Below are 19,932 nucleotides of genomic sequence, written 5' to 3'. Positions count from 1 at the left end.
AGGTTAATCAGAGCTGAAGAGCAGAGTCCGCGTCTTTCAGGTCACAGAACGGCGGTCACATCCGTTCGGGAGTCTCGATCCCCAGCAGGTTCAACGCCGTTTCCAGCTGCAGCAGCGCCGCCGCCGACAGGGCCAGGCGCGAGGCCCGCGTCGCCTCGTCCGGCGCCACCAGCACCGGGCAGGCGGCGTAGAATTTCGAGAACGATTGCGCCACCCGATAGGCGTGTTCGGCGACCAGATGCGGCATCCGCTTGTCATAGGCGTCCGAAACGGCGGTCGAGAAGGCGTCCAGCGTCAGGGCCAGATCGCGCTCGGCCTGCTCGGCGATGACGATGGCGCCGGGCGCGGCGCCCTGTTCGGCGGCCTTCCTCAGCAGGGATTTGATCCGGACCGACTGGTACAGCAGATAGGGGCCGGTCTTGCCCTCGAAGCTCATGAACCGGTCCAGGTCGAAGACGTAGCTGGTGGTCCGCGCGTTCGACAGGTCGGCGAACTTCAGGGCGGCGATGGCCACCTTGTGGGCGATGGCTTCGAACTCTTCCGGCGACAGGTCGTCGCCCAGCTTGGCCTCATGCAGACGCTCGCGCGCATTGTCCGTCGCCTGATCGATCAGGTCGCGCAGCTTCAGCACCCCGCCCGCGCGGGTCTTGAACGGCTTGCCGTCGGCGCCGTTCATGGTGCCGAAGCCCAGATGCTCCAGCGACCCTTCCGCGGCGTAGCCGGCCAGATAGGCGGCGCGGAACACCTGTTCGAAATGCTCTGCCTGGCGTTCGTCGACGACGTACAGGGCCAGGTCCGGCGCCAGGGCCTTCTTGCGGTCCAGGATCGTGGCCAGGTCGGTCGTGCCGTACATGGCCGAGCCTTCCGAGCTGATCACCAGCAGGGGCGGGGGCGAGGGCGTCTCGATCACCGAGCCGTCGGCCAGCTTCTTCTTGCGGGTCTCGCCCGGCTTGGCGACATGGACCACCTGGGCGCCGTCGTCCTCGACCAGCAGGCCCTCAGCCTTAAGATGGGCGATCATCTCGTCCATCAGGGGATCGGCGTCGCTCTCGCCGTTCCACAGGTCGAAATCGACCGACAGGTCGCCGTATTCGCGCTTCAGGGCCTCACGGCTGACCGCCACGAAATGCGACCACAGGGCGCGATAGCCGGGCCGTCCGGCCTGCAACTCCGCCGTCGCCTTGCGGGCGCGGTCGCGGAAGGCCGGGTCTTCCTTGGCCTTGCCGGCGGCCTGCGGATACAGCCGGTCCAGATCGGCCAGGGTCACCGGGCTTTCGGCGGGGAAGGGGCCGTCGCCGTCGGCCATGAAGGCGTCGGCCAGACCCTCGTCGCCGCAGGCGGTGATCAGCAGCCCCATCTGGAAGCCCCAGTCGCCGAAATGGGCGTCGCCGGTCACATGATCACCGCGGAAACGGAAAAGCCGCTTCAGGCTCTCGCCGATGATGGCGCTGCGCAGATGGCCGACGTGCATCGGCTTGGCCACGTTCGGACCGCCGTAGTCGATCACCACCTTGCGCGGATCGGCCACGACGGCCGCGCCCGCGTGTTCGGCGTCGGCGGCGACTTCGGCGGCGCGTTCCGCCAGAACGGCGTCGGCGATCTTCAGATTGATGAAGCCCGGCCCCGCCACCTCGACCGAGGCGAAGCGGGCGTCGGCGCCCAGCCGCTCGGCGATCTTGCCGGCCAGTTCGCGCGGATTGGCCTTCAACGCCTTGGCGGCGGCCAGGGCGCCGTTCGACTGAAAGTCGGCCAGATCCGGCCGGTCGGACGGGGTGACGCGAGCGAGAGCCGGCTCCACGCCTTCGGCGGCGAAGGCGGCGGCGACCGCTTCGCTGAGGACGGTCTTCAGATCAGACATTACTGGCTCGGCGCAGAGGCTTGGGCGGCTCCGGCGTTGACGCGGAAGCGACTGCCGGACCGGTTGAACTCGGCCATTTCGGGCGTGACGTCGAACCCGATCAGAACTTCGAAATTGCCGCCGCTGGTGGTGGCCTCGGCGCGGGGAATGATGATGGTCCGCTGTTCGTTGACCGAGGCGGTGCGCTGGCCGTCGAACTTCACCGGCAGGTCGAAATATTCCTTGGCCAGGACGGCGCTGTTCCGTTCCGTCACCGCGACCCAGTAACGATAGGTCTTCTGGTCCTCGGTCGCCTGGGCGCCGCGGCCCAGCTGGAACAGGATGTCCATGTCCAGTCGGATCGGATCGGCTTCGCGATATTCGCAATCGGCCGAGACGCCTTCGATCTCGCCGGTGTAGCCGACGTTGGCGATGGCGGCGCGGCCGCCTTCCAGCTCCACATAGCGGGCGGCGTCGTACAGCACCTTGACGAAGGGGCAGGGGCCGGCGTTGGCGCGGCGGCGCAGGGGCGCGATCCGGGGCGCGCGGGTGGACGGCGCATTCTCCGACCCGTCCGCCTGCTGTCCGCTGGAACCGCGTTGACGCTGACGTTGCTGCGCCTCGGCGGCGACAGGCAGGACGGAGGCCGCGATGGAAACGGCGGCCAGGGCGGTGAGCAGGCGACGCATCAAATGATTTCCGACAGCGAAAGGACCAACGCCGCAGCCGGCGTCCGACAAAGGTTCGACCGGTTTACAGACCCGGCAGTTTGAAACCGCCGCTGCGACGCGGGGTGATGGTGATGGCCTCACGACCGCCCGTCAGGGCCTGAAGCCGGGCGGCCTCGGTCGAGGCGTCGATCGTCTGCTGGCCCTCGGCGGTCTGGCGGGTGGTGGCCGCCTGGGTCGAGGCGTCGTCCTTGCGCCAGAACATCACGCGGTTGGCGAAGCTTTCGTCCTTGTGGGCGATGTCGCCGAACTCGTCGTCGATCACATAGCGGGCCAGGGGGTCGGCCTGATCGGCGCCGGCCTGGGCCACCAGGACCTGTTCGCCGGGGGTGCGGGTGACGGCCTGACGCTGACCCAGCAGAATCTGACGGGCGGCGCTTTCGGGCGCCAGTTCCTGCGGGCGGGGCTGGCCGGGCGCAGGCGGACGCAGGCCGTATTCCGGCGGCACGCTGAGCGGCGCGGTGGAGACGGTCACGAACTCGTCCGGCACGACCTTGGTCAGGCCGATGCCTTGCTTGAGGCTGCCGCAGGCCGAGACGGCGAGGGCGGCTGAGGCGGCGAGGGTCAGGGCGGCGACGCTGCGGATACGCATGGGTTCAGGCTCGATCGGCTGATGCACGGAGCGCCTCTGCGGGCGCTGTTGGCATAGTGAAGACGGGGTGATTACGACTTTTCGGGGGCCGCGCCAACCTTGCAGCCGTTTTCAGGCCTTGGAGGCCCGGTCGGACAGGAAGCTGTCGATGATCAGAAGGACGACGCCGATGGTGATGGCGCTGTCGGCGACGTTGAACACCCAGGGAAAGACGCCTGTGCCCGAAACGTCGATGAAGTCGACCACATAGCCGAACCGCACCCGGTCGATCACATTGCCCAGGGCGCCGCCGATCACCAGGCCGATGGCGGTGATCAGCAGGCGACGATCGGCCCGCGTCGCCCACCAGGCCAGGGCGCCCGAGACCAGGACGGAGAAGATGGTCAGACCCCAGCGCGCCTCGCCCCCGCCGAACAGGCCGAAGCTGACGCCGGTGTTCTGGACGAAGGTGAATCGCAGGACGGGCGGGAAGACCTCGGCGAAGACGTAGCCGACGGGGATTTGCTTGATCGAGGCCACGTCCGGCAGACTCAGGATCCAGGCCTTGGTCAACTGGTCCAGGACGATGATCAGAAGGGCGAAGCCATAGGCGGCGAAGGCGATGCGGGGGATCTTCATGCGGCGGCGGTTAGCAGGAAGCGGCTCAGGCGCGAAGCGGAAAAGCGGGAGCGGATGTCAGAAGAGGTCGCCCTGGTCCGGCGCGGGGCGCTTGGGCCGAGGCGTCGCTCGTGGAGTCGACTGGGGCATTGACTGGGGCGTCGCAGAGGGCGGCGTAGGCGGCGGGTTCTGCGCCGCGCCGTCGATGACGGCCTCGCGCGCGCCGTCGCCGAACACCAGTCGGACAGTCTGGCCCGATTCCAGCCCGGCCGCTGCGGTGATCCAGCCGCCGTCGGCGCGCTCGACCCGGGCGAAGCCGGGTTTGGGGCGGCTGGGATCAAGCGTCGCCAGGGCGCGGGACAGGGCGTTCAGCCGGGCTCGGTCGCCGTCCAGTCGACGGGGGATGACGCCGTCCAGGCGCGCGGAGACCGCGTCCAGCCTGGCCTGGCGCTGGTCCAGGCGGCGGTGCAGCGGTTCGGGCGACAGGCGACCGCCGATCTGCAACAGCCGCCGCTCGCCGCGCGCGACCCCCGCCTGAAGCGCCGCCCCCAGCCGGTCCCCCGCGCCGCGCAGTCGATCCTGACCCCGCTCGATCCGGGTCCGCAGCAGCCCGGGGCTCAACTTGCCGCCGGTCACGGCCAGATGGCGTTCATGCAGGGCGATGTTGCGTTGCAGGCCCGAACCCAGACGGCTGGACACATGGTCCAGCCTCTGTTGCGCCAGGGCCGTCAGGTCCTCCGGCCGGGCGGGCAGTCCGCGCGCCACGGCGCGCAGTTTGGTCCGCCGATCCTCGATCAGCCGCCCGCCCGCCAGAACCAGGCGTCGATCCAGGTCGGCGACGGCGTATCTCAGGTCGGCCAGCACCGGGGTGGCCATCTCGGCCGCCCCCGTGGGCGTCGGCGCGCGCCGGTCCGAGACGAAGTCGATCAGGGTGGTGTCCGTCTCGTGTCCCACGGCCGATATGATCGGAATGCGCGCCGCCGCCACCGTGCGGGCCAGCCCCTCGTCGTTGAAGCACCACAGGTCCTCTACCGACCCCCCCCCGCGCGCCACGATCAGCAGATCCGGCCGGGGGATGGGTCCGTCGGGCGTCATCGCATCAAAGCCGCGAATGGCGTTCGACACCTGGCCGCACGCCGCCTCGCCCTGGACCACCACGGGCCAGACGATCACCCGGCACGGCCAGCGTTCGGCGATTCGGTGCAGGACGTCGCGGATCACCGCCCCGGTCGGGCTGGTGATCACCCCTATGGTGCGGGGGAACGGGGGCAGGGGCTTCTTGCGTCCCGGCTCGAACAGGCCCTCATCGCGCAGGCGAACCTTCAGCCGCTCCAACTGGGCCAGGAGGGCGCCGGCCCCCGCCGCCTCCATGCTCTCGATCACGATCTGGTACGAGGACCGCGCGGGATAGGAGGTGATCTTGCCGGTGACGATGACCTCCAGCCCCGCCTCCGGCTGGACGCCCAGGCCGCGCACCGATCCCTTCCAGATCACGCCGTCGATGGCCGACTTGTCGTCCTTCAGGGTCAGATAGACATGGCCCGAGGCGTGACGATTGACCTTGGACACCTCGCCCCTCAGCCGGACGTGGCCGAATCGCTCCTCCAGCGTCCGCTTCAGGGCAAAGGACAGTTCCGAGATCGACAGGGGCGGATTGTTGTCGCGCGGGGCGGCGGCCTCGGCTGGGCCTTCGAACACATAGGAGTCGTCGCTCATGACCCCACTCTAGCCCGAGGCGGATCGTTTTCGCACCCGTTTCCAAGGAAGAGGCGATATCGCGGACGCCCGCCGCTTGACCGCCTCGCGCGGTGCGGTCATTGCCCACCTTATGAACATTCTCCTCGTCGGATCGGGCGGGCGTGAACACGCCCTGGCCTGGAAGATCGCCCAGTCGCCGTTGGTCACCCGCCTTGTCGCCGCGCCCGGCAATCCTGGGATCGAGGCCGTGTGCGAGCTTCGTCCAGTAAAGGCTGACGACGCCGAGGGCCTGGCGGCCCTGGCGCGCGAGATCAAGGCGGACCTGGTGGTGGTCGGGCCGGAGGTCGCCCTGGCGGCCGGTGTGGCGGACCGGCTGGCCGCCGCCGGCATCCCCTGTTTCGGCCCCACCGCCAAGGCCGCGCAGCTGGAGACGTCCAAGGCCTTTTCCAAGGCCTTCCTGGAGCGTCATTCCATCCCCACCGCCGGCTACGGCGTCTATGAGACGGTTCAGGAGGCCAAGGCCGCGCTCGACGCCTTCCAGCCGCCCTATGTCATCAAGGCCGACGGCCTGGCCGCCGGCAAGGGCGTGGCCATCAGCCCGGATCGCGCCGACGCCGAGGCCGAGGTCGAGCGCATGCTGGGCGGCCGCTTCGGCGCCGCCGGCGCCCGCGTGGTGATCGAAGAGTTCATGGACGGCGAGGAAGGCTCCCTTTTCGCCCTGTGCGACGGCAAACAGGCTGTCCTGTTCGGCGGCGCCCAGGACCACAAACGCGCCTTCGACGGCGACACCGGACCCAACACCGGCGGCATGGGCGCCTATTCACCGGCCCCGGTCTTCACCGCCGACCTGGTCCAGCAGGCTGACGAACGCATCGTTCAGCCCACCATCCGCAAGATGGCCGAGGAGGGCGCCCCCTATCGCGGTGTCCTCTACGCCGGGCTGATGGCCACGACCGACGGACCCAAGGTGGTCGAGTTCAACGCCCGCTTCGGCGACCCGGAATGCCAGGTGCTGATGATGCGCATGGCCGGGGACATCGTTCCCTATCTGCTGGCTTGCGCGCGTGGCGACGTCTCCGGCCTGCCGGCGCCGGCGTTCAAGCCCCAGACGGTCATCTGCGTCGTCATGGCGGCCAAGGGCTATCCCGACAGTCCGCTGGAAGGCTCGATCATCCGCGGCGCCGATCAGGACTTCGGTCCCCATGTCCAGGTCTTCCACGCCGGCACCAAGCGCCGAGACGACGGCCAGCTGTGCGCCGCCGGCGGCCGCGTCCTGAACGTCTGCGCCGAAGGCGACGACATCGCCCAGGCCCGCGAACGCGCCTACGACGCCATCAAGAAGATCGACTGGCCCGGCGGCTTCAACCGCTCCGACATCGGCTGGCGGGCGCTGGAGCGGGGCTGACCGTATCGGCGGGGTGTGGTAGGCTCGCGCCATGGCTGATCCCGCGTACCACGAAGATGACGACGAGCCGGGCGTCTTCGACATCGCCGACGACGCGGCGGACGAGGCGGCGACCCTGCGTGGTCTCGCCGACGCCGAGGCCGGGCGGGTCGTGAGCCATGAAGCCGTAAAGCGGTGGCTTCTGTCTTGGGGAACGGACAATCCGCTCCCGCCGCCGAAATGCGGCGAGTAGTCTGGACCGAGCAAGCTCGGGAAGACCTGATCGCCATACAGTCCTATGTGCAAGGTTTCAGCCCGCCGGCGGCGATCCGCCTGGCGGTTCGCCTGATCGATCTGGCCGAAAGTCTGAGCGCCTTTCCGGATCGCGGCAGGCAAATACGCCATGGGCTTCGCGAGGCGGTCTCGATCCGCCCCTATGTGATCCGCTACGCCATCCTGCCCAGCGAGATTCGCATAATCACCATCCGCCACTCGGCCCGACGGCCCGAGGGATAAGCCTTACGCCCAGGCGAACAGCAGCCGGCCTTCGCCCATCCGCTCGCGCAGCTCCGGCAAGTCGGTATGGGCCACCGAGAAACAGCCGTAGCTGCGGCCCAGCTTGCCTTCGCGCGCCAGGAAGTCCGGGTCGGCGTAGTCGGCGCCGTGAACGATGATGGCGCGTTCGCGGGCCTTGTCATTGGTGTATTCCAGCCCGTCCAGCAGGACGTTCGGCCCCTGCTGCTTGCCCCAGCTGGCGCCGGCCGTGGCGTAGGCGCCGATCGAGGACATGTTGGAATCGGGCGTGTTGGAAAAGCGGCGCGCATAGCCGGAATGGTCGGGGTCGGAGCCCCGGCCGTGGCAGGTCCGCAGCACCTTGACCTCGCCTGCGATCAGATCGACCTCGTACAGCCGCTCGTCGCCCGAGAACTTCTTGAAATCGACCAGATACATCCGGTCACGCAGGGGGAGTTTGCGGTGGTGGACGTCCAGGGCCGCCATGGCCCGGTCCATCAGATCTTTCGGAACGGCGCCGCGAGGATCCAGCGGCGGCGGGGTCACGCTGACGGTCTGAACCGGGGGAACGACCACCGGGGCCGCGACGGGCTGGAGCGCCGCCGTCGTCACGGGGGCCGTGGCGCTGGCGCTGGCGCACCCCGCCAGCATGGCCGAGCCGCCCAGAATGAGTCCTCGTCTCGAAAGCCGCATGCGACGCCCTCGTTGCGGTTTGTCTTCGGAGGTGTTTGTTTCAAACCGTTACGACCGAGGCAACCTGAGCCTTGTGGGGCGATTTTGCGGCGAGGCGTCGCGGGAGGGCGATCAATGAAGCGTTTGATCCTGGCTTTGTCGGTGCTGCTGGCGTCCGCTTCGGCGGCGGCGGCTCAGCAAACCCCCGCAGGGGTTGGACTTTCCGGACCCCCTGTGGTCACCTTCGTCGAGGCGGGGCGGCTGCTGGCGGATCCGTCGAACGGCGTTGTGCAGCGCAGTAAAACTCTCGTGATCAGCGGGAACCAAGTCGTCGATATTCGCGACGGCTTCGTCGGCGATCCGGCGCACGGCCGGGTCATCGACCTGCGGGACTCCTTCGTTTTGCCGGGTCTGATCGACAGCCACGTCCACTTGACCGGCCAGCAAAACCCCAATTCGCGGCTGGAGGAGGTGACCCAGTCAGAGGCCGCCCAGGCCATGGTCGGCGCCCGCTATGCGCGCCGCACCCTGATGGCGGGCTTCACCACCGTCGCCGATCTCGGGGCCGACAACGAAGCGATCTTCGCCCTGCGCGAGGCGGTGAAGGCGGGCGACGTGCCGGGGCCGCGCATCATTGCAGCGGGCTCGGCCGTGTCGGTTCACGGCGGCCACGGCGACGCCAACGGCTTCCGCGCCGACGTCCTGCACCTGCTGTCGCCCGAAAGCGTCTGTTCGGGACCGGAAGACTGTATGCGCGCGGTCCGCACCCAGATCCGCGCCGGCGCCGACATCATCAAGATCACGGCCACCGGCGGGGTCCTGTCCAACACCGCCGCCGGTCTGAACCAGCAGTTCAGTGATCCCGAACTGACCGCCATCGTTGAAAGCGCTCACCGGATGGGCCGCCAGGTCACGGCTCACGCTCACGGCGTCGACGGCATCAACGCCTTCCTGCGCGCCGGCGGCGATTCCATCGAACACGGCACCTATCTGGACGACCAGTCGATCCGCCTGTTCAAGCAGAACGGCGCCTGGCTCGTGCCGACCCTGCTGGCGGGGGATTTCGTCGCGCGCGTCGCCTCCGGGCCAGACAATTTCTTCACTCCCGCCCAGACCGCCAAGGCGCTGGAGGCGGGGCCGAAGATGCTGGAGATGGCGCGCCGCGCCCACCAGGGCGGCGTCAAAATCGCCTTCGGCACCGACAGCGGCGTCTCCGCCCACGGCGACAACGCCAAGGAGTTCGCCCTCTTGGTCCGCGCCGGCCTGACTCCGCTGGAGGCCGTCCAGGCCGCCACCGTCGGCGCCGCCGAACATCTGCGCATCTCCAGCGAGGCCGGGCGGATCGCGCCGGGCATGCCGGCCGACATCGTCGCCGTCTCCGGCGATCCCCTGAGCGACGTCACCGAGCTGGAGCGGATGAGGTTCGTAATGAAGGGCGGCGTGGTCTACCGCGCCGACTGAACAGCCTGGGTCAGGAAGGCGGCGAAGCCGGCCTCATCCTCAAACCGGGCGACGACCGGCCAGGCGGTCACATGCGCGCGCTGATCGGGCGTCAGCCGCACCCAGTCCTTTTCTGTGGTGACAAGGCCGGCCCGAAAGACCGCCGCCCGATCTTTCAAGAACGCCATATCCTTGTCGCTGTAGGCCGCATGGTCAGGGAAAGGGACGAAGTCGACCAGATCGCAGCCCGCCGCCTTCAGCGACCGCTCGACCTTCCACGGCTTGGCGATGCCGGCGAAGCCGACCTGTGGGCCGGTCGGGGGCGGACCCTGCGGCGTCAGTCTCGCGAGATAGATCGGCAGACCCTCGAAGACCGCCAGCAGTTCAGGATCGGCTGTCTCCAGATCGGTCGGCAGCATCACCACAACGGCGTCGGCGCGCGCCAGCCCCGCTTTCAAAGGCTCGCGCATCGGGCCGGACGGAAATACCGAGCCGTCCCCGAACGGCCATTCGTCGCCGCGGGTCTCTCCATCCACGACGATCAGGCTGACGGTCTTCTTCAAGGCGGGGTTCTGGTGTCCGTCGTCCAGCACCAGGGCGTCGGCCCCGTCCGTAACGGCCGCCTCGGCGCCGGCGACCCGATTGCGTGAAATCCAGACCGGCGCGTCCCTGGTCAGCATCAGGGGTTCGTCGCCGACGTCCTCGGCCGTATGCAAGGCGGGATCGACGCGGACCGGCCCTTCCAGCCGCCCGCCATAGCCGCGCGACAGGCCCCGGGCCTCCACCCCCGCCGCGCGCAGCAGCCGCAGCGCCTCGCGCGCAACCGGCGTCTTGCCCGATCCGCCGACCGTCAGATTGCCGACCGAAATCACCGCGCAGCTGGGATCAAGGGGAACGGTGCGCGCGATGCGCTGCGCCGTGACCCCAGCCCAGATCCAGCCCAGCGGCTTCAACAGGGTGCGTGTCATCCGGGCGTGATCGCGGTCGCGCACATACCACCAGCGGGGCGTGTTCAGCTTCATCGCCGGGGTCTCTTCTGCGGCGTGAGCGGAGCGAGCCAGGACCACAGCCGCTCCAGATCCCCGCCCGCCTCGGCCGCCGCGCGGCGGGCGCGCTCGCCCATGGCCTTGGCCGCCGCTGGATCGGCCAGCAAAGGGGCGACCGCCTGAGGCAGGTCCCAGGGCGCCTGGACCAGGATCAGTCCGCCCGATTGGGCCAATGCCGCAGTCACGCTGGCCCAGTTGGAGGCGTCGGGGCCGGTTATCGTCGGCCGCCCGAGCCGGGCGGGCTCCAGTGGATTGTGACCGCCGACCGCCGGCAGGCCCAGGGCCGGAGCGAAGGAGCCGCCCATCACCACCACATCGGCCAGACGCAGGAACAGCCCCATCTCGTTCAAGGTGTCGGCCAGATAGACGTCCGTGTCGCGCCCGATGGTCTCGCCGCGCGAGCGCATGGCGAAGGCTGCGCCCTCCCGCTGCAGGGCCTCCGCGATCAAGGGACCGCGCTCAGGGTGGCGCGGCAGCAGGATCAGGCAGACGCGCTCGCTCAGCTTGTCCAGGGCGCGGACGATGGCGATCTCTTCGCCCTCATGGGTGCTGGCGGCGACGATGACCGGCCGGTCGCCGATGGCGGCGCTCAGACGGCTGAAGGCGGCCGTATCATGGGGCAGGGGCTCGCCCGCCAGCTTCAGATTGACCAGGTCGTCGACACGGGCGCCCATCCGCTCCAGCCGCTCGGCGGAGGCGGCGTCCTGGGGCAGGACCAGGTCGAAGGCGCGCGTCACCGCTTGAGCCGAGGCCGGAAACCGGCGCCAGCCCTCGACCGTCTTGTCGGTGATGCGGGCGCTGACCAGGGCCAGCTTCACCCCGCGCCGGTGGGCCTCCAGCAGCAGATTGGGCCATAGTTCGCTCTCGACGAAGACCGCAAGCGCAGGCCGCCAGTGATCCAGGAAACGGCCGACCGCGCCCGGTCCGTCCACCGGCGCATATTGGTGGATCACCCCCTTCGGCAGCCGGTCCTCAAGAATCCGGGCGGACGTCACCGTGCCCGACGTCACCAGAACCGTCAGATCCGGCCGCGCCTTTACGAACCGTTCGACCAGGGGCAGCAGGGACAGGGTCTCGCCCACGCTGACGCCGTGCAGCCAGACCAGGTCGCCCTCGGGCCGTTCGATCCGGGTAAAGCCCATCCGTTCATCGACACGGGCGGGGTCCTCCTTGCCTCTTGCGGCGCGGGCGTCCAGCAGGCGCGGCGCCAGGGGCTCCAGGGCGCGGGTCAGCAGCCGATAGGCCAGCAGGGGCAGGGGCGTCACGGCTTCAAACCCGTGATCGCATCCGCCCGCGCCTCGACCGCATTCAGCCGCGCCGTCCAGTCGCGCGTCACCTGGGCCATGTCGGCCCCCTCGGGATAGTCGGCCCGATCCCAAACAATGGCGCCCTTGCCGAACGGCAGGGGCAGGACCGCCCGATCCCAGCTGTTCAGCCGGATCGCCGGATTGCAGGACAGGCCGATGAACAGGACCGGGGCGCCGGACAGTTTCGCCATCAGCGGCAGGCCCTCGGCCATGATGTTGACCGGGCCGCGCGGGCCGTCCGGGGTGATGGCCAGGGCGCCGACCTTGAGCTGCTTCAGCCCGTCGCGCAGGGCCTGGGAGCCGCCCTTGGCCTTCTGCGCCTTGTCCTTATTGGCCGATGAGCCGCGCACGGCGGGAAAGCCCTGGCGCGCCACCGCCTTGGCGATGAACTCCCCGTCGGCCGACAGAGAGATCAGGGCCTTGGCCGGCTGGGCTCGGTCCAGCGGCCAGCAGGCGGGCGACAGGCCAATGCGCGAATGCCAGAAGACGCACAGAACCCCGCCGCCCTGCGCCCAGACAGCCTCGGCCGCCTGCTGGTTCTCATGGGTCCAGCGGATGGTGGCGAAACAGACCTGCATCCATTTGGCCAGGGTCCAGGCCAGGGCGGACTGGATGATCGGATTGCGCAGCGGCCTCACGCGACGGCCTCGACCGCCGGGGTTCCGTCCAGCGACTGTTGCCGGGCCAGGCGGGCGTAGAGTCCGCCACGGGCCACCAGGGCGTCATGCGTCCCTTCCTCGACCACCCGCCCGGCCTCGATCACATAGATGCGGTCGGCGTTCCTGACGGTGGACAGGCGGTGGGCGATCATCAGGGTGGCGCGCCCCTCCATCAATCGCTCCAGCGCCGCCTGGACCAGGGCCTCGCTCTCGGTGTCCAGGGCGCTGGTCGCCTCGTCCAGCAGCAGGATGGGCGCGTCCTTCAGAAAGGCGCGGGCGATGGCGATCCGCTGGCGCTGCCCTCCCGAAAGGCGCAGGCCCGCCTCGCCCGCACGGGTGGCGTAACCGTCCGGCAGGCCCGTGATGAAGTCATGGGCGGCGGCGGACCGCGCGGCGTCCTCGATCTGGGCTTGCGTCGCGCCCGGCCGGCCATAGGCGATGTTGGCGGCGATGGTGTCGTCGAACAGGAAGGGCTCCTGGGTCACGAGGGCGATGTGGTCGCGCAGATCGCTGATCCGCACCTGACGGATATCCATCCCGTTCAGCCGCACCGCCCCGGCCGTGACGTCATAGAAGCGCGGCAACAGGCTGAGGATGGTGCTCTTGCCGCCGCCGGAGGGGCCGACCAGGGCGACCGTCTCGCCCGGAGCGACCCGCAGGGAGACGGCGTCCAGGGTCGGGGCGTCCGTCCCCGCATAGGCGAAGGACACCTGATCCAGCGCCACCTCGACCGGGCCGGACGGCAGGGCCTCGGCGTCGGCCGCCTCACGGATTTCCGGCTCGATGTCCAGGGCGGCGAACAGGCGACGCGCGGCGGTGAAGCCTTCGCTCATCACCGTGGCCAGGTTCGTGACCTGGCGCAGCGACTGGCCGGCCGCCAGCAACAGGCCGATGAAGGCGGCGAACCCGCCCACCGTCATCTCGCCCGACTGGGCCCGCCATCCGGCATAGGCCATGACGGCGGCGACGACGACATAGGCGACCAGGTCGCTGGACGGGCCGGCGAAGGCGCGGGCGTTGGCGCCCTTGATGACATGGCGCTGGCGACGGGCCACCACCTCGGCCACGCGATCCTGCTCGGCCGCCTCGCGGTTCTCGATCTTGATCAGGCGGACCCCGTCCAGATTCTCCATCAGGGCGGTGGACAGGTTCTCGGTCTCGGCCATGGCGCCGACGGCGGCCTTGCGCGTCCTTCGCCCGAACCGGCGCAGCACCAGGGCCACCAGGGGCACGCCCAGCAGGACCACCATGGTCAGCTGCCAATCAATGATCCCCATATAGATCAGCACCGCGATCAGGGTCAGCAGGTTCTGGGTGTAGTTGACCACGCCCGAGGTGAAGGCCTCGCGCACCAGATTGGCGTCGAACAGGACCGAGGAGACGAAGCCGCCCGAATGCTGGCTGCGCAGTCGGGCCAGATCGGCGCGGATCATGGCGCCGAACAGGCGGATCTGGATGTCGCCGACGATCGTATGGCCCAGTCGATTGACCAGGGCGGCCTGCCCCAGGGCCGCCAGGGTCCGCACCACCGCCACCGTCAGAATGGCGGCGGGGATGACGATCAGGGCCTCGTCCGCCGGGAAGCGGAAACGGCCGAACAGGACGATCGGCTGGTCGCCGCCGAGGAACAGGCCGTTCACCGCCGGCTCCAGCAGCTTCAGCAGGGCCGCCGTCAGCAGACCTGTCGTGGCGGCGCACAGGATCGACAGGATCAATGATCCCTTGCGGCTGCTCAGATATTCACGCCAGATCCGCGCCAGCAGGGCGCGCAGGGGCATGGAGGGGGCGGGCTCGCTCATCGGCCCTTCGGTCGTCTGAGCCGCCCCTCAAGTCAAGGCTTGTCAGGCGCCGGCGTCAGCGGACGCCCCGCCTCGTCGGCCCGGATCAGGGTTTCGCCCGGGGCATCATCGATCCTCATCGCCGGGGGGACGGTCGGATTGGAGGCGTAGCGTCGCCCGTCGAACGGCACGGCGGCCTCATAGCCCTGGATGATCCCGCCGCCCGCCACTTGCACGCCCAGAGCGCGCCGGCCGTGATCCTCGCGTTCCAGAAGACGAATGGGCGCGCGGGCCACGCTGATCTCGCCGACCGAGCGATAGGAGGACCCGTCGCGGTCCAGAACCAGCAGGCGGCATCCGCCCGATCCGCACCAGGTCGGTCCGGTCAGATAGACCAAAGCCGTCTTGCCGTCGGGGGTGAGGGCGGCGGTGTAGCGGGTCGTGTCCGCCGCCTCGCCGGCGCGCTGTTGCAGATAGGCGATCAGGGACGGGTCTTCAGGCGGCGTGCTCTGGGCGACGGCGCCGCCCGGCAAGGCGACGGCGATGACGGCGGCGAAGATCTTCATGGCGGCCTTTCGGGGTGAGGAGCTTGGATGTCTGAACGCCCAGGTGGTTGAAGATCAAGCGGCCCCTTTCTAAGTAGGGCCGGCAGGTTCGCCTGCGGTGTTCTCAGGGCGGGGTGCGATTCCCCACCGGCGGTAAGGCGGCGACGCCAAGCCCGCGAGCGCTCCCCCCGCTTGGGGAGGTCAGCAGATCCGGTGCGATTCCGGGGCCGACGGTATAGTCCGGATGAAAGAGAACGGGACCCAACGCCTCGCGGCGTGCGTCGCTCTTGCTGAGCGGCGGGCGCGGCGCGTCGTCGCCCGTAACCCTGGAAAACTGGTTACGGAAAGGACGACCAATTGAACCAGATTTCCTCGTCTTCGCTTCGCGCCCCCGCCTTGGGGGCGCTGTTGATGCTGTCGGCCAGTCTCGTCTTCGCCTGCGGCAATATCCTGCAATCCCTTTTGCCCCAACGGTTCGGCATGAGTTCGACCGGAATGGCCTTCTGGCAGTATCTGATCGCCTCGGTCCTGATGCTGCCCATCGTTCTGCGGATCGGCCTGAACAGGCTGAGGACGCGCCGTCCTCTGGCCCATCTGATCCGCGCCTTCGCCTCGGCCCTGGGCGTCCATGTCTTCGTCTACGGCTTCGCCTCGGGCGTGCCGATCTGGCAGATGGTGACCCTGCTGGCGACCGGCCCCCTGTTCGTCATCATCGGCTCGACCCTGTGTCTGGGCGAGCGGGTGTCGAGCCCCCGGATCGTCGCGGCTATGGTCGGCTTCCTCGGCGCCGTGATCGTTTCGGGGGTCGGGTCCGAAAGCCTGGGGTGGGCCGCCCTGACCCCGGTCCTGGCCGCCGCCCTGTGGGCCGTCACCGATGTGATGACCCGCTGGCTGGCGAGGGAGGAGACGCCCGAGACCCTGACCCTCTCCCTGCTGGTCCTGATCACGCCCAACCATCTGGCGCTTCTGTTGCTGGCGAACGCCTTCGCCTTCGCCTTGCCGGCCGGGGTGGCGACGGACCTGCCCTTCGCCCTGCCTCAGGGTGCGGGCCTGCTTCTGTTGCTGGCCCTGGGCGGCCTGACGGCGGCGGCGCAATATCTGCTGGCCTTCGCCTACCGGCTGGCCGACGCGGCCTATCTGCAGCCCTTCGCCGATCTGAAGGCGCCGCTGGCCGGACTGGTCGGCTGGCTTCTGCTGGGACAGACGCCCTCGATCTGGTTCTGGCCCGGCGCCGCCCTGATCGTCGGAGCCTCGATGTTCATCTTCTGGATCGAGGGGCGGAGGCCGCAAGACGGGGCGGCGACGGCCCCGGTCGCAAGCGGAGGATGACGCGGCGGCCCCGGATCGCTATCTGGCGGCCATGGCGCGCTTTGACCTTTCGACCGCAATGGGCCGTTTCCGGGCCCATTGGCATTATTTCTGGGCGGATCACGCCTTTCTGCGCCTGGTCTTCTCCAACGCCCACTGGCTGGGGCCGGACCTTGTCCGCACCAACCAGCCGTCGCCGCGCCAACTGGCCTATTGGAAGTCCAAGGGCGTCAGGACCGTCATCAATCTGCGGGGCGAGCGGGACGAGGGCTATTACTGGCTGGAGAAGGAGGCCTGCCGACGGCTGGGCCTGACCTTGATCGACGCGCCGCTTGACTCGCGCGACCCGCCGCAAAGGGATCGCATTCACCGGGCGCGCGACCTGTTCAAGACCATCGACTATCCGGTCCTGATCCACTGCAAGTCCGGCGCGGATCGGGCGGGCATGATGGCGGTCTTCTATCGCCACTTCCATCTGGGCGAGCCCATATCGGTCGCCATGAAGCAGTTGTCGAAGAAATATCTTCACTCGCGCGAAGGGCTGACCGGCGTCCTGGACTATACGCTGGAGAAGTACGTGAACGAGGTCGAGCCGCAGGGCGTCAGCTTCATCGACTGGGTGGACAGTCCCGACTACGATCCCAAGGCCATCCGCGCGGAGTTCAAGGCCGGGTGGTGGGGCACGCTGCTGACCGAAAAGCTGCTGAGGCGGGAGTAGGGGCCGACACCGTCAGCCCCAGGGGCCGGTCTTCGGTCTTTCGTCGTCTTCGCCGGCCTGGCGCGCCTCGGCGGCCAGTTCGGCGTCCCGTCGCGCCTTGCGTTCGGCCTCCCACCGCTTGAACCAGCGCGCATAGCCGATGTGGCCTCGCAGCGAAAAGCTGAACAGGGCCAGGACAGCCAGCAGGCTGACCAGCTGAAAAATCTGTTGGGGTTCCAGGTTGATCACGGTCGTTCAGCGTCCGTGTCAGGGAACAGGTTCCCGCTCCCTGACGTCGCACTCAGGCCGCGTCGCCGCGCGGGTCGATCAGCTTGTGGGCGTGCAGGATGAAATAGCGCATGTGGGCGTTGTCCACGGTCGCCTGGGCGCGCGCCTTCCAGGCCTGTTTGGCTTCGTCATAGCTGCCGTAGGCGCCGACGAACTCGACCTGCGACAGGTCGCGGAAGACGGGCTCCTTCGGGTGGCGCAGTTCGCCGCCGATGACCAGGTGCAGCAGTTGCGTGGGGACGGAGGATTGGTCGACCATCGGATGTCCTTGAAAGGCTCGGGTGGGGCTCTGGCCGGGGCATAGGCCGAGAACGGCTAAGGATCAATGTATGACGGGGTTTTCAGACCCTGCCTTACGTCGAAAGCGGCACGTTTTTACAGCCGCGCTCCCGTTTGCCCGTCATCGCAGCTTGGGGCATTATGCGGTCATGAGCAGTGATCCGGAAAATCTGACGCTGGTGTTCCTGCGGCGGATCGACGCCAAGATCGATACGCTGGCGCTTGATCTGCGTGAGTTGAAGGAACGGGTCTCCGGCGTCGAAATCGGGCTGACGTCCGTGCGGCGCGACATCGCCGGGTTGGCGGAGACTGACGCTCGCCTCCAGGTGTCTCTGGACCGAATGCGGGACGATGTGGGCCGTATTCAGCGTCGGCTCGACCTGCATGAAGAGCCGGCTGCCTAGGTTTCAGGTCGACAGCGGCACGTTTTTACAGCGCCGTATGATCAGCGGGTGCAGGGCCGGGGCGGCGCAGACCAGGCTGGCCTGACGCGGGTCGGGCCGGTTGAACCGCCAGGGGCGGCCGTGGTGGTCGGTGACGCGCGCCCCCGCCTCTTCGGCGATCAGACAGCCCGCGGCGACGTCCCAATCCCATTTCGGCGTCAGGGCCAGGGCCGCGTCGAAGGCGCCGGCGGCGACCAGGGCCATCCGATAGGCCAGGGCGTTGCGCTTTGAGAACCGCAGGGGCGGCCAGGGCTCGTCCCAGTGCGGCCCCTCGATCATCCGCGCGTCGCCCAGCACCGAGGCGTCGTCCAGCGTGTCCACGTCCGAGGCCCGCACCGGGGCGCCGTTGCGCCAGGCGCCGCCGTTCCGAACCGCCGCATAGGTTTCCTGAACCTCCGGCGCATGGATGACGGCGGCGACAACCTGGCCGTCCTCGACCACGGCGATCGGCGTGCACCACCAGGGTTGGCGCTTCATATAGGCCACCGTTCCGTCCACCGGATCCACCACGAAAATCCGGCGTTTGGACAGGCGCTCGGACGAATCCGCCGTCTCCTCCGACAGCCAGCCATAGTCGGGGCGGGCGGCCAGCAGACGGTCCTTCAGCATGGCGTCCACCGCCAAGTCGCCGCTGGTCACGGGCGAACCGCCGACCTTCGCCTCAACCTTCAGCCCCGCCTCACGTTCGGCGAGCGCCAAGGCGCCGGCGTCGAGCGCGGCCTGGCGGATCAGTTCGAGGTCGACGTCCAGGTCCGTCATTTGCCGGCTATGGCTACCGCGTCGAACATCAGGCTCGGCACGTTGAAACTGCCTCGGAACTCCAGGTCCGAGCCCCGAACCAGCCGCAGATAAAGGTCGGGCAGCTTGCCCGCCACGGTCACCTCATTGACCGGATAGGCGATCGCGCCGTTCTCGAACCAGAAGCCCGACACCCCGGCGGACCAGTCGCCGGTGTTTCCGTTCAGCGACGGCCCGAACATGGAGGTGACCAGAAGCCCGGTCCCGGCGTCGGCCATCAGCCCCGCCAGATCCCGCTCGCCCGGCTCCATGTGCAGGTTGTGGGTCGAAACCCCCGCTGATCCCGCCAGGCCGCGCGAGGCGTGGCCGGTGGACTCCAGCCCCAACTGCCGGGCCGAGGCGCTGTTCAGCAGCCAGGTGGTCAGCACCCCGTCGTCGAACAGGGCGCGCCGTTCGACCGCGACGCCCTCATCGTCGAACGGGGTCGATCCCAGGCCGCGCGGCCGGAACGGATCGTCGATCAGGGTCACGCCTTCGGCGAACACCCTCTGGCCCATCCGGTCCTTCAGGAAGGAGGTGCCGCGCGCGATCGACGGCCCCGAAACGGCGCCGACCGCCGGCGAGACGATTTGGCCGGCCATGCGATTGTCGAAGATCACCGGGGCGGTGGTCGAGGCGATCTTGCGCGCCCCGGTTCGGGCTGCGGCGCGTTGGCCCGCCGTCCGCCCGATGATCTCGGCGCCCGGCAGGTCCGACAGATGCCGGGTCGAGCGGCTCTCGCCGCCGCGCTCCATCGCTCCGTCCTTCTCGGCGATCACTCCGACGCCCAGCGAGAAGGCCGAACCCTGATAGTCCCCGTCGAATCCATGCGAGGTCACCAGTCGCCAGCGGCTGGACGACCAGGACGCATGCCCGCCCTCGGACCGGGCGACGCCCTTCACGGCCAAAGCCGCGGCCTCTGCCTCGGCGGCGGCCTGCTCCAGCGCTTCCGCACTGCGTTCGCTGGGATCGAACAGGTCCAGTTCGGCGAAGGGCGCCCGCGCCAGCCGATCCTGCGGCGCCAGACCGGCGTGGGGGTCTTCCGGCGCCAGCCGCGCCATGGCGACCGCGCGTTCGACCAAACGTGTGCGAGTCGCCGGCGACAGGTCCGAGGCGGAAACCGAGGCCTGCCGCTGTCCGACGAAGACCCGCAGGCCCAGATCGCGCGACTCTTCGCGTTCGACGTCCTCCAGCCTTCCGTTACGCACGCCGACCGACAGGGCGCTTCGGTCGGCGCTGACCGCCTCGGCGGCGTCCGCGCCGGCTTTTAGCGCGGCCTGGACGATGTCATGCAAAAGATCGGCGGAGGCGGAGGCGTCGCGGGCTTCAGTCATGCCCCGATAT

At 69.0% G+C, this 19,932-nt stretch carries 22 protein-coding genes and 1 riboswitch; of the genes, 7 read left to right on the top strand and 15 right to left on the bottom strand.

What is annotated here, in order from left to right; translation table 11 throughout:
* Nucleotides 1-55: 55 nt before the first annotated feature.
* The 5 genes from argS to xseA all read right to left on the bottom strand — a co-directional run bounded on the left by argS (nt 56) and on the right by xseA (nt 5,470).
* Nucleotides 56-1,858 carry an arginine--tRNA ligase gene (gene argS, locus GGQ93_RS00900; RefSeq protein ID WP_183214845.1) on the bottom strand — a complete coding sequence of 601 codons (1,803 nt, stop codon included), beginning with the start codon at nt 1,856-1,858 and terminating at the stop codon, nt 56-58.
* Complete coding sequence (locus tag GGQ93_RS00895; RefSeq protein ID WP_152950715.1) at nt 1,858-2,526, bottom strand: Tat pathway signal sequence domain protein; 669 nt, start codon at nt 2,524-2,526, stop codon at nt 1,858-1,860. The genes argS and GGQ93_RS00895 overlap by 1 nt, the downstream gene beginning before the upstream one ends.
* Before the next feature lie 64 nt (nt 2,527-2,590).
* A complete protein-coding gene (locus GGQ93_RS00890) occupies nt 2,591-3,157 on the bottom strand; it encodes a DUF3035 domain-containing protein (protein ID WP_183214844.1) in 567 nt (188 codons plus the stop codon).
* Between the two features lie 111 nt (nt 3,158-3,268).
* Nucleotides 3,269-3,775: a signal peptidase II gene (gene lspA / locus GGQ93_RS00885; RefSeq protein WP_183214843.1), complete on the bottom strand. Its 507-nt coding sequence runs from the start codon at nt 3,773-3,775 to the stop codon at nt 3,269-3,271.
* A gap of 57 nt (nt 3,776-3,832) precedes the next feature.
* Nucleotides 3,833-5,470, bottom strand: coding sequence for an exodeoxyribonuclease VII large subunit (gene xseA, locus GGQ93_RS00880; protein ID WP_183214842.1), 1,638 nt, complete (start codon nt 5,468-5,470; stop codon nt 3,833-3,835).
* A 112-nt stretch (nt 5,471-5,582) separates the two neighbouring features.
* Here xseA and purD point away from each other — a divergent pair, with 112 nt between their 5' ends.
* From purD to GGQ93_RS00865, 3 genes are read left to right on the top strand one after another with little or no spacing between them, the layout of a single operon-like run.
* Nucleotides 5,583-6,857, top strand: a complete 1,275-nt coding sequence (purD, locus tag GGQ93_RS00875) for a phosphoribosylamine--glycine ligase (protein WP_182714911.1) — start codon at nt 5,583-5,585, stop codon at nt 6,855-6,857.
* 31 nt (nt 6,858-6,888) lie between these two features.
* On the top strand, nt 6,889-7,089 hold the full coding sequence (locus tag GGQ93_RS00870; RefSeq protein ID WP_007442400.1) for a hypothetical protein: 201 nt from the start codon (nt 6,889-6,891) through the stop codon (nt 7,087-7,089).
* Entirely contained in the window at nt 7,077-7,352 is a 276-nt protein-coding gene (locus GGQ93_RS00865) for a type II toxin-antitoxin system RelE/ParE family toxin (protein WP_007442402.1), read from the top strand. The genes GGQ93_RS00870 and GGQ93_RS00865 overlap by 13 nt, the downstream gene beginning before the upstream one ends.
* A gap of 3 nt (nt 7,353-7,355) precedes the next feature.
* Here the strand turns inward: GGQ93_RS00865 and GGQ93_RS00860 are convergent, their stop codons facing one another.
* The gene (locus GGQ93_RS00860) at nt 7,356-8,042 is read right to left on the bottom strand and encodes a murein L,D-transpeptidase catalytic domain family protein (protein WP_183214841.1); all 687 of its coding nucleotides are present in this window, start codon (nt 8,040-8,042) and stop codon (nt 7,356-7,358) included.
* A 114-nt stretch (nt 8,043-8,156) separates the two neighbouring features.
* On the opposite strand from GGQ93_RS00860, the gene GGQ93_RS00855 reads away from it, so the two are divergent.
* Nucleotides 8,157-9,482, top strand: coding sequence for a metal-dependent hydrolase family protein (locus GGQ93_RS00855; RefSeq protein WP_183214840.1), 1,326 nt, complete (start codon nt 8,157-8,159; stop codon nt 9,480-9,482).
* Here GGQ93_RS00855 and lpxK read toward each other — a convergent pair.
* The 5 genes from lpxK to GGQ93_RS00830 are packed head-to-tail and all read right to left on the bottom strand — an operon-like array spanning nt 9,467 to nt 14,817.
* The gene (lpxK, locus tag GGQ93_RS00850) at nt 9,467-10,483 is read right to left on the bottom strand and encodes a tetraacyldisaccharide 4'-kinase (protein ID WP_183214839.1); all 1,017 of its coding nucleotides are present in this window, start codon (nt 10,481-10,483) and stop codon (nt 9,467-9,469) included. The genes GGQ93_RS00855 and lpxK overlap by 16 nt on opposite strands.
* The gene (locus tag GGQ93_RS00845) at nt 10,480-11,772 is read right to left on the bottom strand and encodes a 3-deoxy-D-manno-octulosonic acid transferase (protein ID WP_183214838.1); all 1,293 of its coding nucleotides are present in this window, start codon (nt 11,770-11,772) and stop codon (nt 10,480-10,482) included. Before GGQ93_RS00845 ends, lpxK begins: the two co-directional genes overlap by 4 nt.
* Nucleotides 11,769-12,452 carry a lysophospholipid acyltransferase family protein gene (locus GGQ93_RS00840; RefSeq protein WP_152950708.1) on the bottom strand — a complete coding sequence of 228 codons (684 nt, stop codon included), beginning with the start codon at nt 12,450-12,452 and terminating at the stop codon, nt 11,769-11,771. Before GGQ93_RS00840 ends, GGQ93_RS00845 begins: the two co-directional genes overlap by 4 nt.
* Entirely contained in the window at nt 12,449-14,272 is a 1,824-nt protein-coding gene (locus tag GGQ93_RS00835; protein WP_183214837.1) for an ABC transporter ATP-binding protein, read from the bottom strand. The genes GGQ93_RS00840 and GGQ93_RS00835 overlap by 4 nt, the downstream gene beginning before the upstream one ends.
* A 32-nt stretch (nt 14,273-14,304) precedes the next feature.
* A complete protein-coding gene (locus GGQ93_RS00830; RefSeq protein ID WP_183214836.1) occupies nt 14,305-14,817 on the bottom strand; it encodes a COG3650 family protein in 513 nt (170 codons plus the stop codon).
* Nucleotides 14,818-14,912: 95 nt separating this feature from the next.
* Nucleotides 14,913-15,056: riboswitch (FMN riboswitch) on the top strand.
* 97 nt (nt 15,057-15,153) lie between these two features.
* On the opposite strand from GGQ93_RS00830, the gene GGQ93_RS00825 reads away from it, so the two are divergent.
* The gene (locus tag GGQ93_RS00825) at nt 15,154-16,125 is read left to right on the top strand and encodes a DMT family transporter (RefSeq protein ID WP_183214835.1); all 972 of its coding nucleotides are present in this window, start codon (nt 15,154-15,156) and stop codon (nt 16,123-16,125) included.
* A 31-nt stretch (nt 16,126-16,156) separates the two neighbouring features.
* Entirely contained in the window at nt 16,157-16,822 is a 666-nt protein-coding gene (locus tag GGQ93_RS00820) for a protein tyrosine phosphatase family protein (protein WP_183214834.1), read from the top strand.
* 12 nt (nt 16,823-16,834) lie between these two features.
* Here GGQ93_RS00820 and GGQ93_RS00815 read toward each other — a convergent pair whose 3' ends face one another.
* Both GGQ93_RS00815 and GGQ93_RS00810 read right to left on the bottom strand, forming a co-directional pair.
* Nucleotides 16,835-17,050 carry a hypothetical protein gene (locus GGQ93_RS00815; RefSeq protein ID WP_054766242.1) on the bottom strand — a complete coding sequence of 72 codons (216 nt, stop codon included), beginning with the start codon at nt 17,048-17,050 and terminating at the stop codon, nt 16,835-16,837.
* A 52-nt stretch (nt 17,051-17,102) separates the two neighbouring features.
* Complete coding sequence (locus GGQ93_RS00810; RefSeq protein WP_054766241.1) at nt 17,103-17,348, bottom strand: DUF4170 domain-containing protein; 246 nt, start codon at nt 17,346-17,348, stop codon at nt 17,103-17,105.
* A 169-nt stretch (nt 17,349-17,517) separates the two neighbouring features.
* Here GGQ93_RS00810 and GGQ93_RS00805 point away from each other — a divergent pair, with 169 nt between their 5' ends.
* Nucleotides 17,518-17,772, top strand: a complete 255-nt coding sequence (locus tag GGQ93_RS00805; RefSeq protein ID WP_054766240.1) for a hypothetical protein — start codon at nt 17,518-17,520, stop codon at nt 17,770-17,772.
* A 3-nt stretch (nt 17,773-17,775) separates the two neighbouring features.
* Here GGQ93_RS00805 and GGQ93_RS00800 read toward each other — a convergent pair whose 3' ends face one another.
* Complete coding sequence (locus GGQ93_RS00800) at nt 17,776-18,570, bottom strand: 3'(2'),5'-bisphosphate nucleotidase CysQ (protein WP_183214833.1); 795 nt, start codon at nt 18,568-18,570, stop codon at nt 17,776-17,778.
* Nucleotides 18,567-19,922, bottom strand: coding sequence for a TldD/PmbA family protein (locus tag GGQ93_RS00795; RefSeq protein ID WP_183214832.1), 1,356 nt, complete (start codon nt 19,920-19,922; stop codon nt 18,567-18,569). The genes GGQ93_RS00800 and GGQ93_RS00795 overlap by 4 nt, the downstream gene beginning before the upstream one ends.
* Nucleotides 19,923-19,932: the final 10 nt, after the last annotated feature.

The sequence above is a fragment of the Brevundimonas aurantiaca genome, assembly GCF_014199955.1.
Classification (GTDB): domain Bacteria; phylum Pseudomonadota; class Alphaproteobacteria; order Caulobacterales; family Caulobacteraceae; genus Brevundimonas; species Brevundimonas aurantiaca.
Note: the sequence above shows the minus strand (reverse complement) of the source record. Positions and strands in the feature narration are given on the sequence as shown.